The sequence below is a fragment of the Blastococcus saxobsidens genome, assembly GCF_010682065.1.
GTDB lineage: Bacteria > Actinomycetota > Actinomycetes > Mycobacteriales > Geodermatophilaceae > Blastococcus > Blastococcus saxobsidens_B.
In genome coordinates this window covers 197,589-212,702 of the sequence record NZ_JAAGWG010000001.1, presented here as the reverse complement: position 1 = coordinate 212,702, position 15,114 = coordinate 197,589, and the positions used below count along the sequence as shown (strand labels likewise).

The following is a 15,114-nucleotide window of genomic DNA, read 5'->3' as shown; positions in this document are numbered from 1 at the left end:
GCGGGAACCGCCGCGGATCCTCACAGAACCGGGCCGGGAGGGGAACACCTTTGCGGCCGGGTGAAAGCGCAGGTCAGCGCGCGGTCGCCTCGATGCCGTCGGCGCCCACCGGCTCCGCCCGGACGGTGCGGGGCAGCCGGAGACAGGCGAGCCCGCTGAGCAGGATCACCCCGGCGATCGCGAGGAGGGCGCCGTCCTGCCCCGCCAGGCGCACCACGACCGGGACGGCGAGGTTGCCCAGGATCCCGCCGAGCGCCATCGACAGCGACATCGCCGAGACCGCCGTCGCCCGGTGCGCGGCGGTGACCCGGTCGTGCAGGACCGCGGCGGTCAGCGGCCAGGTGGCGCCGTGCGAGACGTAGTAGAGCGCGAACCCGACGGAGGCCACCACCAGCACGTCGGGCCCGGAGAACAGCGCGAGCGCGCCCGCGCCGAGCAGCGCCAGGACGGCACAGGTGACGCGGGTGGAGCCGCGGAACAGCCGGCGCATCGCCGGGGTGGTCATCGCGCCGACCGCGGCCGCCGCGAACGAGATCGCGAGGACGGTGCCGTAGACGGCCGCACCGTCGTCCCGGCTGCCGGCGAGGTCGGCGAAGCGCAGCGGTCCCAGCAGCTCGCAGCCGACCAGCCCCACGCCGCCCGCGGCGGTGATCAGCAGGACCAGGCGCAGCGGCCCGTCGGTGACCGACAGCCGCAGCGCCCCGGCCACGGTCGCCGGCACCGCCCGGGCGCCGGCGCCGAGCGCCGCCCGGACACTGCCCTCCCGGGGCGGCCGGTCCTCGGTGAGCAGGCGCAGGACGAAGCCGACGTAGACCAGGTCGAGGACGGCGGCCACGGCGTACGGGAGGGCGAGCGCGGCGCCGGTGGACCCGCCCAGCAGACCGGGCAGCAGGCCGCCGGCGACGGCGCCGATCGCGAGCCCGCCGCCGTCGGCGGCGGAGTGGCGGGCCAGGCCGGGCGCGACGTCGGCGGCCGGGTCGATGCGGTGGACGCTGTCGACGTACCAGGCCTCCAGCGGGCCGGAGTCCAGCGTGCGGCCCAGCCCGAGCGCCAGGATGGCCAGCACGAAGCCGGGCAGGCTCGTCGCGACGGCGAACAGCACGCAGGACACGATGTGCAGGACGGCTCCGGCGAGCAGCACCGGGCGGCGGCCGAGGACGTCGGCCAGCCCGCCGGTGGGCAGCTCCAGCGCCACCACGACGACGCCGTGCAGCGTGAAGAGCAGCCCGATCTCGGCCAGCGACAGCCCGCGGGCCTGGGCGAGCAGGACGGTGACCGGGGTGGTCAGCCCGACCGGTAGCCAGCGCAGCGCGGTGAGCCCGACCAGCCGGCGGGTGGCCGACCGGACGGTCTGCGGCGGGGTCACGTCGGCCACTCCTTGAGCGGGACGACGTCGAGCAGGACGCCGACGAGCTCGGTGCCCTCCGCCGGCTGCTCCGCGGGGTGCGCCTCGAGCCAGCGCAGAAGCACCGCGTTCAGCTCCCCGACGAGGTCCCTCGCCTGGTCCGGCCGCAGGCGGAGCGCGTAGTCGCCGAGCGAGGCGGCCGCCACCCAGGCCGGGTCGAGCTCCGCCTCCTGCGCCTGCCAGGCGCCGAGCACCCGTGCGTGGTTGGCCAGCTGCTGCCGCCGGAGCTCGTCCTCCAGCTCCGACCCGCCCTCCTGCGCCAGGACGTCGGCGGCCTCCCAGCTGGTCATCCGGTGCCGGGCCCGCCACCACCGCTCGCGGGTGGTGCCCTGGCCCTCGACCTCCTCGACGAAGCCGTACGCCGCGAGCTGCCGGAGGTGGTAGCTGGTCGAGCCGCTGCTCTCCCCGACGCTGCGACCGAGGCCGCTGGCGGTGGCGGGGCCGTGCAGCCGGAGCAGTCCGAGCAGGCGGTTGCGCAGCGGGTGCGCCAGGGCCCGCAGGGCCCGGACGTCCGTCACCTGGACCCGGGGCTCCGGGGCGGTGTCCTTCGGCGTCATGCCGGGCAGCCTATGTATGCAAAGGGCTCTTTGCAAGGACTTCTTTGCGTCCATCGGCGGCGGCCGACCGCACCCGCGGTGCGGTGGTCCGCCGGGGGGAGACAACGGCCACGGGCCGGGTTACCGTCTCCACTGGTTGAACTTTCAACGAGGGAGATCCGATGCCCGCCGTGACCGTCGAGGACACCACCACGCTGCCGCGCGTCCCGCTGCCGGCACCCCGCACGGTGCGCCGGCGCACCCGGTCGGTGACCACCGCACCCTCGGCCTACGAGGGCGAGGGCTTCCCGGTCCGCCGGGCGTTCGCCGGCGTGGACCTGCGTGCCCTGGACCCGTTCCTGCACATGGACCAGATGGGCGAGGTCGAGTACGCACCCGGTGAGCCCAAGGGCACGAGCTGGCACCCGCACCGGGGCTTCGAGACGGTCACCTACCTGATCGACGGCACCTTCGAGCACGCCGACTCCCACGGGGGTGGCGGCACGATCAGCAACGGCGACACCCAGTGGATGACCGCCGGCGGCGGCGTCCTGCACATCGAGCGGCCGCCGGAGGAGCTGGTCGTCAGCGGTGGGCTCTTCCACGGGCTGCAGCTGTGGGTGAACCTCCCCCGGGCCCAGAAGTGGGTCGAGCCGCGGTACCAGGACCTGCGCGCCGACGCCTCGGTGCTGCTGGCCAGCCCCGACGCCGGGGCGTTCCTCCGGGTCATCGCAGGGGAGATCACGGATGCCGGGCGCTCCGTCGTCCACAGGGGTCCCGGCTCGACGTACACGCCGATGGCGATGGTGCACGCCACCGTCTCCCCCGGCGCCACGCTCGACCTGCCCTGGCGGCCGGACTTCAACGCCCTGGTCTACGTGCTGTCCGGCGCGGGTTCGGTCGGCATCGACGGCGCTCCGGTGCGCACCGGCCAGCTCGCGGTGCTCGGCCCCGGCGACACCGTCACCGTCCGGGGCGCCGTCCACCAGGAGTCGCGCACCCCGGCCCTGGACGTCGTCATCCTGGGCGGCCGGCCGATCGACGAGCCGATCGCCATGTACGGCCCGTTCGTCATGAACACCGCCGACGAGGTCCGCGACGCATTCGCCGACTTCTCCGCCGGCCGGCTCGGCGCGATCCCCGCCCAGCGGGTGTCGGGACCCGTTCCGCACGGCGACCTCCGGGGTCAGACTGACCCGGACGCGTAGGGCCATTATCGCCACTTCGGCCCCGTCGAGATGGAGGGGAACACCGTGAGCAACCTGGACCGCCGCCCCGCGGCCCGCGACCTGGGGGGACTGCAGCAGACCTCCGCGGGGCCGGTGCTGGACCTGCTGCCGGCCAAGGAGGTGCTGCTGGGCGAGTCGACCCACGTGCGCCGGCTGCTGCCGACGCTGGGCCGGCGCATGGTGGGCGCCTGGGCGTTCGTGGACCACTACGGCCCCGACGACATCACCAGCTCGCCCGGCATGCAGGTGGCGCCCCACCCGCACACCGGGCTGCAGACGGTGTCCTGGCTGCTCGACGGCGAGGTGCACCACCGCGACTCCCTGGGCAGCGACGTGACCTTCCGCCCCGGCGAGCTGGCGCTGATGACCGCCGGCCACGGCATCGCGCACTCCGAGCAGTCGCCGGCGAGCCACCCACGGTTCCTGCACGGCGCCCAGCTGTGGGTGGCCCTGCCCGACGCCGACCGCGACGTCGCGCCGCACTTCGAGCACCACGACGCGCTGCCCGGCTTCAGCTCCGGCGGGCTGCGCACCACCGTCCTCCTGGGTTCGTTCGCCGGCGCCACCTCCCCGGGGCGGGCCTACACCCCGCTGGTCGGCGCCGACCTGGACCTGTCGTCGGGCGCCGACGTCGAGGTGCCGCTGGAGCCCGACTTCGAGTACGCCGTGCTGGCCTCGTCCGGGAGCGCGACGGTCGAGGACGTCCCGCTCGAGCGCGGGGCGATGCTCTACCTGGGCACCGGCCGGCGTTCGCTCCGGCTCCGCGCTGCCGACGCCTCACGCCTCCTGCTGCTGGGCGGCGAGCCGTTCGAGGAGCGGCTGGTGATGTGGTGGAACTTCGTGGGCCGGTCCGGCGAGGAGATCGCCGACTACGCCGAGCGCTGGAACGCCGAGGACGAGCGGTTCGGCGCGGTGGTGGGCTACGACGGCGCCCGGCTCGAGGCCCCTCCGCTGCCCCCGGTGCCGCTCATGGCGCGCGGCCGGGTCCGCTGACGTCGGTCGGCCCACGAGCGCGAGCGCTCGCGGGCCGGCCGACCACGGGGCTCAGTTCTGCACGTAGACGAAGTACCAGCCGGCGCGCAGGGTCCGGCCGTAGTCGTCGGTGTACGCCGGCTGGTACTTGCACGGCTGGATGTTGCTGACGCCGCTCGTGAAGCCGCGCAGGTCCTTCTGGCCGTACTGGCACTGCGTCAGACTGCTGTACGGCCCGGAGGCCCTGATCGCCCCCGCATTGGCCTGCGCCGCGGTGCCGAGAACGAGGCCCGCGGCGAGTGCCGCCGTGCCGAGGGATGCGAGAACGCGCTTCACGAGGACTCCCGACTCTCCGGTGACAGGGTGCACCGGTTGATGAACGGAGTGTTCCCGTATCCGGGTGCGGCCGTCAACGACCCGGGACGTGTCAGTTCTCCTGTCCGACCTCCATGACGGAGAACGCCCCGCCCCACCGGTCGGCCACCACGGCGAACCGGCCGAACTCGGTGTCCTCGGCCGGGTGCAGCACGGTGCCGCCGGCGCTCTCGACGGTGGCGACCGCGGCGTCGGTGGAGGTCACCGCGAAGCACACCGTCCACCCCGTGGGCAGGCCGGGCTCGGCGGCACCCAGACCGCCGAGCGGCCGGTCACCGGTCCGGAAGGTGGCGTAGGGCGCCATGCCCTCCATGGCGTCCCACTCGAATCCGAAGACCGCGCTGTAGAACGCCCGGGCCGCCTCCGGATCGGCGACGGCCGCCTCGTTCCAGACCAGCGCGCCCGGCTCGTTGAACCGCTGCACGCCGGTGTGCTCACCGGCCTCCCAGAGCCCGAAGGCGCTCCCCTGCGGGTCGAGGGCGACCACCATCCGGCCCAGCGGCCCGATCGCCATCGGCTCGACGAGCACCGTGCCCCCCGCGTCGCGGATCCGGGCCACCGTCGCGTCGGCGTCGTCGGTGGCGAAGTAGGTGGTCCAGCCGGGCTGCCCGGCCTCGTCCATCTGGGGACCCAGGCCCGCGACCCGGCGCCCCTCCCTCTCGGCGTTCAGGTAGCCGCCGAACTCGGCGTCGCCGCCGGTGTACTGCCAGCCGAGCAGCTCGGCGTAGAACTCCCTCGCCGCGGCCAGGTCACCGGCCCCGTAGTCGATCCAGCACGGTGTCCCCGCCGGCCAGGCGGTGTCTCGGGTGGGCATCGTCGCCTCCTCGTGAAGTGAGGAGGCCACGGTGGCACCGGGCACCGACAGTTCCCAGGGCCTTCCGCGCGCCCGGGTCAGAAGCGGCCGCCTCCGGCGCTGCCACCACCACCGAAGGAACCGCCCCCGGCGCCGCGGCCGCCGCCGAAGCCACCGCCACCACCGAAGCCCCCGCCACCGCCGAAGCCACCGCCGAACCCCCCGCCGTAGCCGCCGCGCCGGCCGCCACCACCCAGGAGGATCCCGCCGAGGACCAGGCTGCCCAGGTCGACCCCGCCCCGGCGGTAGCCGCCACCCATCCCCGGCCCGTAGCCACCGCCCATGCCCCCGGGCCCGTAGCCGCCGGAGTTCCACCGGCCGACGTCGTCCTGCGCGAGGTCGAGCGCGTGCTGGGCCAGCAGCCCGGCCTGCTGCGCCTCCCGCAGCGCCGCCACCGGGTCGGTGCGGCCCAGGTCGACGGCCGCCTCCAGGTGGCGGCGGGCCTCGGCGAGCCGGGTGCGGGCCTCCGGGCCGATCGCGCCGCGGCGGGTGTCGATGAAGTCCTGCGCGGCGGCCAGCGTGGAGCGGGCCGTCAGCAGCGCCTGGTCCAGTGCGCCCGCGGCCCGCCGGGCCTGGGTCTGCGCGTCCCGGGCGACCGCGAGGGTCTGCTCGAGCGCGGCGTCGGCGTCCTCCAGCTGGCGGAGGGCGGCCAGCGGGTCCCCCGGCGACGCATCGGCCGGACGCAGCGCCGCATCGGCGGCCGCGAGGGCTGACTCCGCGCGGGCGATCTGCGGCTCCAGCCCGCTGCGGTCCCCGGCACTCACCAGCGACCGCGCCTCGGCCAGGTCCTTCTCGGTCTCGGCGCGGGCGGCGGCGACCCGGCCGGCGGCGGCGTCGAGGTCGGCGGCCAGCCGGCCCACGGCGTCGAGCAGGGTCACCGACTGCGCCACGGCGTCCTCCGCGGCACGGACGTCGCCGACGGCCTCCCCGGTCCGCCCCCCGGCGATCGCCTCCCGGGCCTCCCGGATCTCCTGCTCCGCGGCGTCCAGCCGCGCGCCGGCCTCGGTCACGTTCTCCGCGACGGCGGCGACGGCCGATCCGGCGAAGCGCTGCCGGAGCCCGGCGAGCCGCTGCTCCTCCTCCGGCAGCCGGCCGCGCAGCTCGGCGATGCGCGGCTCCAGCGCCGCCAGCACCTCCGGGGCCCGGTGCTCCAGGTCGCGCAGCTGTTGGAAGGCCGCGCTCTGCTCGTCCAGCCGCGCGTCGGCGGCCGCGGTCAGCGAGATGATCTCGGCCAGCATGCGGCGGGTGGTCGGCTCGTCCTCCGGGACGTCGTCGTCCAGCTCCTGGCGCAGCGTGAACGCCCGCGACAGTTCCGTCCTGGACTGCGCGAGCGCGGCGCCGAAGCCGGCGACCGCCTCCTCCCCGTACTGCGAGCGCGCGAAGTCCAGGTCCAGCTGGGAGGTCTTGACCGCCTCGTCCACGTCGAGCAGCGCCTCGCTGGCGCGACCCTGCAGCTCGGGGGTGGGCGTGCCCTCGTGCGGGTCGCGCTCCCGCGGCTGCCGGCCCGTCGGGAGGCCCGCGCCGCCCCGGTTCCGGCGCGAGCGGCTGACCAGGTAGGCGCCGCCGCCGACGACGGCGATCCCGCCGAGCACCAGCAGCGCCCCGGAGCCGCCGCCGGACCCCTCGCCTCCGGAGTCCGCGGCGGCGGAGTCGGTGCGCAGGATGTCGGCGAACTCGGCCACGCCACCGGCCCAGTCGCCCTCGGTGAACGCCGGATCGACGGTGGTGGCGGCGCGGTCCTCGATCTCGGTGCGGGTGAGCGGGAAACCCGGGGGCGGCACGAATCCGTAGAGCCCGTCGTCGACGGCGACGGCGAGCAGCGCGTCGTTGCGGGCCAGCTGGCTGAGCTCGGCCGTCGCCGCCGCCCACTCGGGCCCGTTGGCCCCGTCGAAGCTGGACACGAACACGACGAACAGCTGGGTCCCCTCGTCGGCCTGCAGCTCGTCGAGCGCCTGGTCGACCCGCGCCTGGTCACCGTCCAGCGCGCCGACCTCGTCGACCACCTGCTCGGCCAGCCGGAACGGGGGGACGGCGAGCGCCGGGCCGGCGGTCAGCAGGAGGCCGGCGAGCACCCCCAGGACGACGCACAGCCGGCGCACGGAGGACCTCCAGGACAGTGGGAGCGGAACGACCGCGACACTACCGACGGCCGAGGGGTCCGGCCCGGCCGCCGTGGGTAGGGCGGGACGACGAACGCCCCCGTCCGAGGAGGACCCACGTGCCCGACCGCGACTCCGTGCCCGCCGCCGACCTGCCGCCGGGCACCGTGCGCCGCGTCGGCGACTGGGCCGTGGGCAACCGCGGCCCCGGCCCGGACGGGCAGGACCGGCACTTCGCGGTCTCCCGCCGCTGCCGCCACCAGCTCGCGGACCTCTCGCAGGGCACGGTCGACGCCGACGGCTGCCTGGTCTGCCCGTGGCACCAGAGCCGCTACGACGTGCGCACCGGCGAGATGGTCGAGGGGCCGCGCGGCTTCCTCGGCTACCACGGCCCGACGCCGGGCTACACGCAGCTGGTGCGGCTGCTCGGGTCCGTGGCCCGGCTCCGCGTGCGCCGGGCCGCCCGTCGCGGCTCTGACGTCATCCTGGAGTGAGGTCGGTCGCGGTGTCGTCCGGAGGACGACGGTGTCACCGCCGCTCGACGGGCTCGTCGACGCCCTGCACCAGCGCGTCGGTCTCGATCGGCCCGGCTCCGGTCGCCCGCACGGAGACGCCCATGAGGGCCGCCACCTCCTCGGCCGACTTCGGCTGCAGCACGCCGTCGCGGATCTCCTCGGCCCAGTGACAGCTGACCAGGCGCCCGGGGGCGAGCTCGCGCAGCACCGGCACCTCGTCGTCGCAGCGCGTCTCCTGCCGCCACGGGCACCGGGTGTGGAACCGGCAGCCGCTGGGCGGGTTCGCCGGTGAGGGCAGGTCGCCGGCCAGCAGGATCCGCTCCCGCGACTCCTCCACGACCGGGTCGGGCACGGGTACGGCGCTCATCAGCGCCCGCGTGTAGGGGTGCAGCGGCTGCTCGTACAGGTCGTCCGCCGGCGCCTGCTCGACCAGCGACCCCAGGTACATGACGCCGACGACGTCGCTGATGTGCCGGACGACCGCGAGGTCGTGCGCGATGACCAGGTAGGTGAGGCCGAGCCGTTCCTGCAGCTCCTCGAGCAGGTTGAGCACCTGGGCCTGCACCGAGACGTCGAGGGCGGAGACCGGCTCGTCGGCGATCAGCAGGTCGGGCTCCAGCGCGATGGCCCGCGCGATCCCGATGCGCTGCCGCTGCCCGCCGGAGAACTCGTGCGGGTACCGGCGCAGCGCGGCCGACGGCAGACCGACGGCGTCGAGCAGCCCGCGGATCTTCTCCGCGATCCCCTTCGTCCCGCCGCCCAGGCCGTGCGCGCGCAGCGGCTCCGACAGCAGCGACTCCACGTTCTGCCGCGGGTCGAGGCTGCCCAGCGGGTCCTGGAAGACCATCTGCATGCGCCGGCGCATGCTCCGCAGCGGCTCGCCCTTGAGCGAGGCGACGTCGGTGCCGTCGAAGATCACCTCACCGGCGGTGGGCTCCTCCAGCCGCAGGATGGCCCGGCCCAGCGTCGACTTGCCGCAGCCGGACTCGCCGACCAGGCCGTACGTGGACCCGCGGGCGATGGAGAGGTCGACGCCGTCGACCGCCTGCACGTGCCCGACGGTCCGGTCGAACAGGACCCCCCGCTTGATCGGGAAGTGGACCTTCAGGCCCCGGACCCGCAGCAGCGGCTCCTCCGACGCGCTCGGTGCGGCGGTCATCGGGCGGCTCCCAGGGCGGTGGCACCGGACGGCGCCGTCGGGTACTGCAGCGGGTGGCGGCAGCGCAGCTCCCGGCCGGGCCCGTCGGGCTCCAGCGGCACGACGCTGCCGGAGACCTCGGTCAGGCAGTCGTCCTGCGCGTTGTCGCAGCGTGGGGCGAACGCGCACCCCTCGGCCCACGGGATGGCGTCGCGGGCCGACCCGCGGATGGGGGTGATCGGCGTGCCGCGGCCCGCGTCCAGGCGGGGCACCGACGCGAGCAGGCCCCCGGTGTAGGGCTGGCGGGGCTGCGCGAACAGCTCGTGCCGGTCCGCGGTCTCGATGATCTTGCCCGAGTACATGACGTGCACCCGGTCGCACAGCCCGGCGACGACGCCGAGGTCGTGGGTGATCATCACCAGCGCCGTCCCGGTGTCGACGACGAGCTCCTTGAGCAGCTCGAGGATCTGCGCCTGGATCGTGACGTCGAGGGCGGTGGTCGGCTCGTCGGCGATCAGCAGCCGGGGCGAGCAGGCCAGCGCCATGGCGATCAGCGCACGCTGGCGCATGCCGCCGGACAGCTGGTGCGGGTACTCCTTGAGCCGGCGCCGCGGGTCCGGGATGCCGACGCGGTCCAGCAGCGCGACGGCCTCCGCGGCGGCCTCCGCCTTGGACATGTCGCGGTGCTCGAGCAGCACCTCGGTGACCTGGGTGCCGATCTGCACCGTCGGGTTGAGCGAGGAGAGCGGGTCCTGGAAGACCATCGCCATGTGCGCCCCGCGCAGCGAGCGCAGCTTCCGGCTGCCGGCCCCGATCAGCTCCTGCCCCTCGAGGCGCACCGATCCGCCGACCTTGACCCCCCGGCTGGGCAGCAGACCCATGATCGCCAGGGACGTGACGGACTTGCCGCAGCCGGACTCACCCACCAGGCCGACCGTCTCGCCCGGCGCGACGGAGAAGCTGACGCCGTCGACGGCGCGGGTCGGCTTCTCCCCCTTGCGCTGGAAGGTGACGGAGAGGTCGTCCACCTCGAGGACGGGGGCACCCAGCACGGACGTCATCGGGGCGCTCACCTCCGAAACTTCGGGTCGAGGGCCTCGCGCAAGGACTCACCGAGCAGCGTGAAGCCGAGCGCGACCACGATGATGCACAGCGCCGGGTAGACGGCCAGCTCCGGCCGGACCGAGAGGAACGCCTGCGCGTTGGCCAGCATCGCGCCCCACTCGGGCCGGGCCAGGTCGGGGTCGCCCAGGCCGAGGAAGGACAGCGCCGCCGCCTCGATGATCGCGGTGGCCAGCGACAGCGTGGCCTGCACGATCACCGGGCTGAGCGAGTTGGGCAGCACGTGGCCGAACACGATCCGCCGCTTGCGGATACCCAGCGCCCGCGCGGCCAGGGCGTAGTCGCTGCCGCGTTGCACCAGCATCGACCCGCGCAGCAGGCGCGCGAAGATCGGTACCTGGGTGACCGCGATGGCGATCATCAGCGCGTACTGGTTCTGGCCCAGCAGCACCGAGATGCTGATGGCCATCAGCAGGCCGGGGATCGACAGCAGGATGTCGACGAACCGCATGACCACGGTGTCGACCCAGCCGCCGAACGCGCCGGCGATGATCCCCAGCGCCATGCCGGCGGCGACGCCGAGCACGGTGGAGACGACGCCGATCATCAGCGACTGCCGCGAGCCGTAGATCAGCCGGGAGAGCAGGTCGCGGCCGAGGTTGTCGACCCCGAGCGGGAAGCCCTCCTGGCTGCCGGGGATGAGCCCGGGCCGGATCTGGGACAGCAGCGTCTGCGCCAGCGGGTCCCGCGGGGCCAGCCACGGCGCGAACAGCGCCACGACCAGGAACGTGACGACGATGACGGCGCCGATGATCGCCACCGGGTCGCGGCGCAGCCGGCGGAAGGCGCTCCGGGTCAGCGACACGCCGCCCTCGCCCTCGGGCACCTGGCCGGCCCGCGCCGCCAGCTCGTCGATCCGACGTCGCTTGACGTCACCCATCGCGGTCACAGCGTGGCACCCCGGTTCGATTCCGCAGCCCTCATCGGACTCTCACCCTCGGGTCGAGCAGGCCGTAGGAGATGTCGACGAGGAGGTTCACCAGCACGTAGACGATCGCCAGCATGAGGATGAACCCCTGGAGGATGGCGAAGTCCCGCGCGAACAGGGCGTCGTAGAGCGCCGAGCCCACGCCGCCGAAGGCGAAGACGCTCTCGGTCAGCACCGCCCCGGACAGCAGCAGGCCGGTCTGCAGGCCGATCGTCGTCGACACCGGCAGCAGCGCGTTCTTGATGATGTGCCGGCGCCGCACCGTCGACGTCGCCAGCCCCTTCGCGTTCGCCGTCCGCACGTAGTCCTCGTTGACCACGTCGAGGACCGAGGCGCGGGTGATCCGGACGATGATGGCCAGCGGGATGGTGCCGAGCGCGATCGCCGGCAGGATCAGGTGCAGCACGGCGTCCCAGGCGGCGTCCCACTCGCGGGTCAGCAGGCCGTCCAGCACGTAGAAGTTGGTGATGCGGGTGGCGTCCATCCGCACGTCCTGGCGGCCGGAGCCGGGCAGCCAGCCCAGCTCGACGGCGAAGCCCAGGCGCAGCAGGTAGGCGAGGAAGAAGACCGGGATGGCGACGCCGAGCAGCGAGCCGATGACCGACGTGGAGTCCAGCCAGCTGCCGTGCCTGCGGGCGGCGAGGTAGCCCAGCGGGATGCCCACGCCGATCGCGAAGATCATCGCGAAGAGGGTGAGCTCGATGGTGCCGGGCATGCGCTCGAGGAACTCGGTGGTCACCGCCCGGCCGGTGCGCGCGGAGGTGCCGAAGTCCAGCCGGATCGCGCGCCCGAGGAAGCGCAGGTACTGCACGATCAGCGGCTCGTCGAGGCCGAACAGCTCGTTGTAGCGGGCGATGGCCTCAGGGGTGGCGCGTTCGCCCAGGGCGGCCTGGGCGGGCCCGCCGGGCAGCGCACGCAGCCAGGCGAACAGCAGGACCGACAGCCCCAGCAGGATCGGGATCAGCTGGAGGAGCCGCCGGACGATGAAGCGGAGCACGCTCGGGGTTGCCTCTCACGGAACGGACCTGCCCGACAGGCTCGCGGCCGGCCCCTTGCAGGGGCCCGCCGCGAGCCTGCGAGCGGTGGGGGGCGAGGGGTCCTTCCTCAGTCGCGGAGCGACACCGTCGAGAAGACCTCGGCGGTCAGCGGGCTGGGCTCCAGGCCCTCGACCCGCTCCGAGACCACGATCGCCGGCGGGGAGTGCGAGATCGGGACAGCCGGCAGGTAGTCCATGATCAGCCGGTTGGCCTCCTGGTACATCTCCGTCCGGTTGGCCGGGTCGGGCTCGCTGTCGGCCTCGGCCAGCGCGCTGAAGATCTCCGGCGCGCTGAACGCCCCGAACTCGGCCGACGCCTGGTTGTTCGACGCCTCGGCGAAGAACGTGCCGATGAAGTTGTAGGCGTCGTTGTAGTCACCGGTCCACCCGAGCAGGTGGATGTCGGCGCCACCGGCCTGGACGGCGTTCAGGTAGTCCGGGTTCCACGGCAGGGCCGTCGGTTGGACGGTGAAGCCGGCGTCGGTCAGGTTCTGGCTGATGACCTGGAACATGGCGGCCGGGTCCGGCAGGTACGGCCGGCTGACGTCGGTCGGGTAGAAGAAGCGCAGCGTCGTGCCGGTGGCGCCGGCCTCGGCGAGCAGCGACTTGGCCTTCTCGACGTCGTACTCGTAGGTGGTGACGTCGTCGGCCCAGCCGTCGACCGTCGGCGGCATGAACTGGGTGGCCACCTCGGCGCCCTCGGGCAGGAGCGAGTTCACGATCGTCTCGCGGTCGATCGCGTGCGCGATCGCCTGACGGACCCGCTCGTCCTGCAGGGCCGGGTTGGCGCCCGAGTCGGGCACGTTCCCGCCGTTCATCCCCAGGTACAGGATGTTGAACGGGTCGCGGACCAGCACCTGGGCGCCGGTGTCCTCGAGGGTGTCGTAGTCGGCCGGCGCGACGAAGTCGTAGCCGTCGATCGAGCCGGCCTCGAGCTCCTGGCGGCGGGTGTTGCCGTCGGAGATCGTGCGGAAGATGAGCTCGTCGAGCTTGGCCTGCTCGCCCCAGTAGTCCTCGTTGCGGACGAGGGTGACCTCGCCGTTGCCGCGGTCCCAGCTCTCGAACTTGAACGGGCCGGTGCCGACCGGGTTCTCCAGCGCGTACTGGGAGTAGGTCAGCGAGTCCTCGCTGCCGGACAGGTTGTCGGCGTCGCCCTCCTCCAGCGCCGTGGGGCTCTGGATCGAGAAGGCCGGCAGCGCGAGCGCCGCGGGGAACTTGGAGGTGACCTGCGTGAGCGTGATGACCGCGGTGTTCTCGTCGGTCGCCTCGCAGCTCTCGTAGATGCTCGGGGTGTCCGGCGTGTTGGCGAAGCCGCCGAAGACCGCCTGGTAGTAGTACGACGCGCTCGGGCTCTGGGCCAGGCCGTCGAAGTTGTACCAGCGGTCGAAGTTGAAGCAGACCGCCTCGGCGTTGAAGTCCGTGCCGTCGTGGAACTTCACGTCCTGCTGCAGGTTGAACGTGTACTCCAGGCCGTCCTCGCTGACCTCCCAGTCCTCGGCCAGCTCGGGCACGGGGTCCGTGCCGCCGAGCTCGTTGCCGAGCAGGCCCTCGAAGATCTGGCGGGAGACGCGGAAGGTCTCGCCGTCGCTGCCGAAGGCGGGGTCGAGCATGGCCGGGTCGCCGGCCGCGCCGAAGACCAGCGTGCCGCCGGACTCGGCCTCGCCGCCCTCGCCGCCACCGGAGTCCCGGTCGCTGGAGGCGCAGGCCGACAGTGTGACTGCGGTGAGCGCGGCCGCGGAGGCGGCGAGCGCTCGGGTGGTACGACGACGTGTCATCGCGGAAGACCTGCCTTCTCGACCCCTCGGGGCCGGACGAGCTCCGGGCGGGACTGCCGTGGACGCGAATGCGTCCACGAATGCTTCCCGGACCCTAGGCCTCGGTCGTCCGCGCTCGTGAGGGTCGGATGGGCATCGACACCGATCCGTGACCTTCGCCGGGAAACCGCTGGTCGGACGCACGTAGCAGCCTGCGTCGGCGCCCCGCTCGCGCGCGCGTGGCCCGCCCGCCTGCCGCGCCGTCCGGGACCAGGTGCGCCCGGACGGCGCGGGTGGCGTCGGCGCTGGTCAGAAGGCGGGCAGCACCGCTCCGGAGTACGTCTCCTCGATGAACTGCCGGACCTCGTCGGAGTGCAGCAGCTCCTCCAGCTGCTGGATGCGCTCGTCGTCCTCGTCGCCGCTGCGGACGACCAGCAGGTTGGCGTTGGGGTTGCCCTCCGCCTCCTCCAGGACCAGCGCGTCCTCGGCCGGCGAGAGGTCGGCGTCGATCGCGTAGTTGCCGTTGATGACCGCGGCGTCGACGTCGGCCAGCGAGCGCGGCAGCTGCGCGGCCTCCACCTCGGTGATCTCCAGGTTCTTCGGGTTCTCCTCGATGTCGAGGGAGGTCGGCGCGGCGTCCCCGGTGTCGGCCAGCGTGAGCAGGTCGTTGGCCTCGAGCAGCCGCAGCGCGCGGGCGGCGTTGGTCGGGTCGTTGGGGATCGCGACCGTCGCGCCGTCGGGAAGGTCGGCGACGTCGGTCAGCGACTCGGAGTAGAGGCCCAGCGGCTCGATGTGCACCGGCTCCAGTGCGGTGAAGTCGTAGCCGGCGTTGGCCTCCTGCTCCTCCAGGTAGGGCACGGTCTGGAAGTAGTTGGCGTCCAGCGAGCCGTCGTCGAGCGCGACGTTGGGCTGCACGTAGTCGGTGAACTCGACGACGTCGAGGTCGAGGTCGGCGTCCTGGGCGAGCTCCTCGTCGATGAACCGCAGGATCTCGGCGTGCGGCACCGGGCTGGCGCCGACGCGCAGTGGCTCGTCGGCGGCCGAGAGCTCGGCCTCCCCACCCCCGCACGCGGTGAGGCCGAGCAGCGCGGCGGCGCCGACGGCGGCGAGGGCGGACCTGGTGGAGCGGATCATGCGGGATTTCTCCTTGCG

General features: G+C 73.9%; 14 protein-coding genes. 3 read left to right on the top strand and 11 right to left on the bottom strand.

Annotated features, from left to right (window positions below; all coding sequences use genetic code 11):
* Positions 1–73: 73 nt before the first annotated feature.
* Entirely contained in the window at positions 74–1,366 is a 1,293-nt protein-coding gene (locus GCU60_RS01015; RefSeq protein WP_163201767.1) for an MFS transporter, read from the bottom strand.
* Positions 1,363–1,962, bottom strand: a complete 600-nt coding sequence (locus tag GCU60_RS01010; protein WP_163201766.1) for a helix-turn-helix domain-containing protein — start codon at positions 1,960–1,962, stop codon at positions 1,363–1,365. Before GCU60_RS01010 ends, GCU60_RS01015 begins: the two co-directional genes overlap by 4 nt.
* Positions 1,963–2,123: 161 nt before the next feature.
* Between GCU60_RS01010 and GCU60_RS01005 the strand changes: the two genes are divergently transcribed.
* Both GCU60_RS01005 and GCU60_RS01000 read left to right on the top strand, forming a co-directional pair.
* On the top strand, positions 2,124–3,149 hold the full coding sequence (locus GCU60_RS01005; RefSeq protein WP_163201765.1) for a pirin family protein: 1,026 nt from the start codon (positions 2,124–2,126) through the stop codon (positions 3,147–3,149).
* 45 nt (positions 3,150–3,194) lie between these two features.
* Positions 3,195–4,163, top strand: a complete 969-nt coding sequence (locus tag GCU60_RS01000; RefSeq protein ID WP_345770305.1) for a pirin family protein — start codon at positions 3,195–3,197, stop codon at positions 4,161–4,163.
* Positions 4,164–4,214: 51 nt separating this feature from the next.
* Here the strand turns inward: GCU60_RS01000 and GCU60_RS00995 are convergent, their stop codons facing one another.
* The 3 genes from GCU60_RS00995 to GCU60_RS00985 all read right to left on the bottom strand — a co-directional run bounded on the left by GCU60_RS00995 (position 4,215) and on the right by GCU60_RS00985 (position 7,469).
* Positions 4,215–4,478: a hypothetical protein gene (locus tag GCU60_RS00995; RefSeq protein ID WP_163201763.1), complete on the bottom strand. Its 264-nt coding sequence runs from the start codon at positions 4,476–4,478 to the stop codon at positions 4,215–4,217.
* A 91-nt stretch (positions 4,479–4,569) separates the two neighbouring features.
* Positions 4,570–5,331 (bottom strand): VOC family protein, encoded by a 762-nt coding sequence (locus GCU60_RS00990; protein WP_163201762.1) that lies wholly within the window; start codon positions 5,329–5,331, stop codon positions 4,570–4,572.
* Between the two features lie 77 nt (positions 5,332–5,408).
* Positions 5,409–7,469: a TPM domain-containing protein gene (locus GCU60_RS00985; protein ID WP_163201761.1), complete on the bottom strand. Its 2,061-nt coding sequence runs from the start codon at positions 7,467–7,469 to the stop codon at positions 5,409–5,411.
* Positions 7,470–7,588: 119 nt separating this feature from the next.
* On the opposite strand from GCU60_RS00985, the gene GCU60_RS00980 reads away from it, so the two are divergent.
* Positions 7,589–7,963: a Rieske 2Fe-2S domain-containing protein gene (locus tag GCU60_RS00980; protein ID WP_163201760.1), complete on the top strand. Its 375-nt coding sequence runs from the start codon at positions 7,589–7,591 to the stop codon at positions 7,961–7,963.
* A gap of 34 nt (positions 7,964–7,997) precedes the next feature.
* On the opposite strand, the gene GCU60_RS00975 is transcribed toward GCU60_RS00980, so the two are convergent.
* From GCU60_RS00975 to GCU60_RS00950, 6 genes are all read right to left on the bottom strand, one after another.
* Positions 7,998–9,143 (bottom strand): ABC transporter ATP-binding protein, encoded by a 1,146-nt coding sequence (locus GCU60_RS00975; RefSeq protein ID WP_163201759.1) that lies wholly within the window; start codon positions 9,141–9,143, stop codon positions 7,998–8,000.
* The gene (locus tag GCU60_RS00970) at positions 9,140–10,183 is read right to left on the bottom strand and encodes an ABC transporter ATP-binding protein (RefSeq protein WP_163201758.1); all 1,044 of its coding nucleotides are present in this window, start codon (positions 10,181–10,183) and stop codon (positions 9,140–9,142) included. Before GCU60_RS00970 ends, GCU60_RS00975 begins: the two co-directional genes overlap by 4 nt.
* An 8-nt stretch (positions 10,184–10,191) precedes the next feature.
* Positions 10,192–11,124, bottom strand: a complete 933-nt coding sequence (locus GCU60_RS00965; RefSeq protein WP_204261193.1) for an ABC transporter permease — start codon at positions 11,122–11,124, stop codon at positions 10,192–10,194.
* A 40-nt stretch (positions 11,125–11,164) separates the two neighbouring features.
* A complete protein-coding gene (locus GCU60_RS00960; RefSeq protein WP_163201756.1) occupies positions 11,165–12,169 on the bottom strand; it encodes an ABC transporter permease subunit in 1,005 nt (334 codons plus the stop codon).
* Positions 12,170–12,276: 107 nt separating this feature from the next.
* Positions 12,277–13,983, bottom strand: a complete 1,707-nt coding sequence (locus GCU60_RS00955; RefSeq protein ID WP_163201755.1) for an ABC transporter substrate-binding protein — start codon at positions 13,981–13,983, stop codon at positions 12,277–12,279.
* Positions 13,984–14,271: 288 nt separating this feature from the next.
* Complete coding sequence (locus GCU60_RS00950) at positions 14,272–15,096, bottom strand: MetQ/NlpA family ABC transporter substrate-binding protein (RefSeq protein ID WP_163201754.1); 825 nt, start codon at positions 15,094–15,096, stop codon at positions 14,272–14,274.
* Positions 15,097–15,114: the final 18 nt, after the last annotated feature.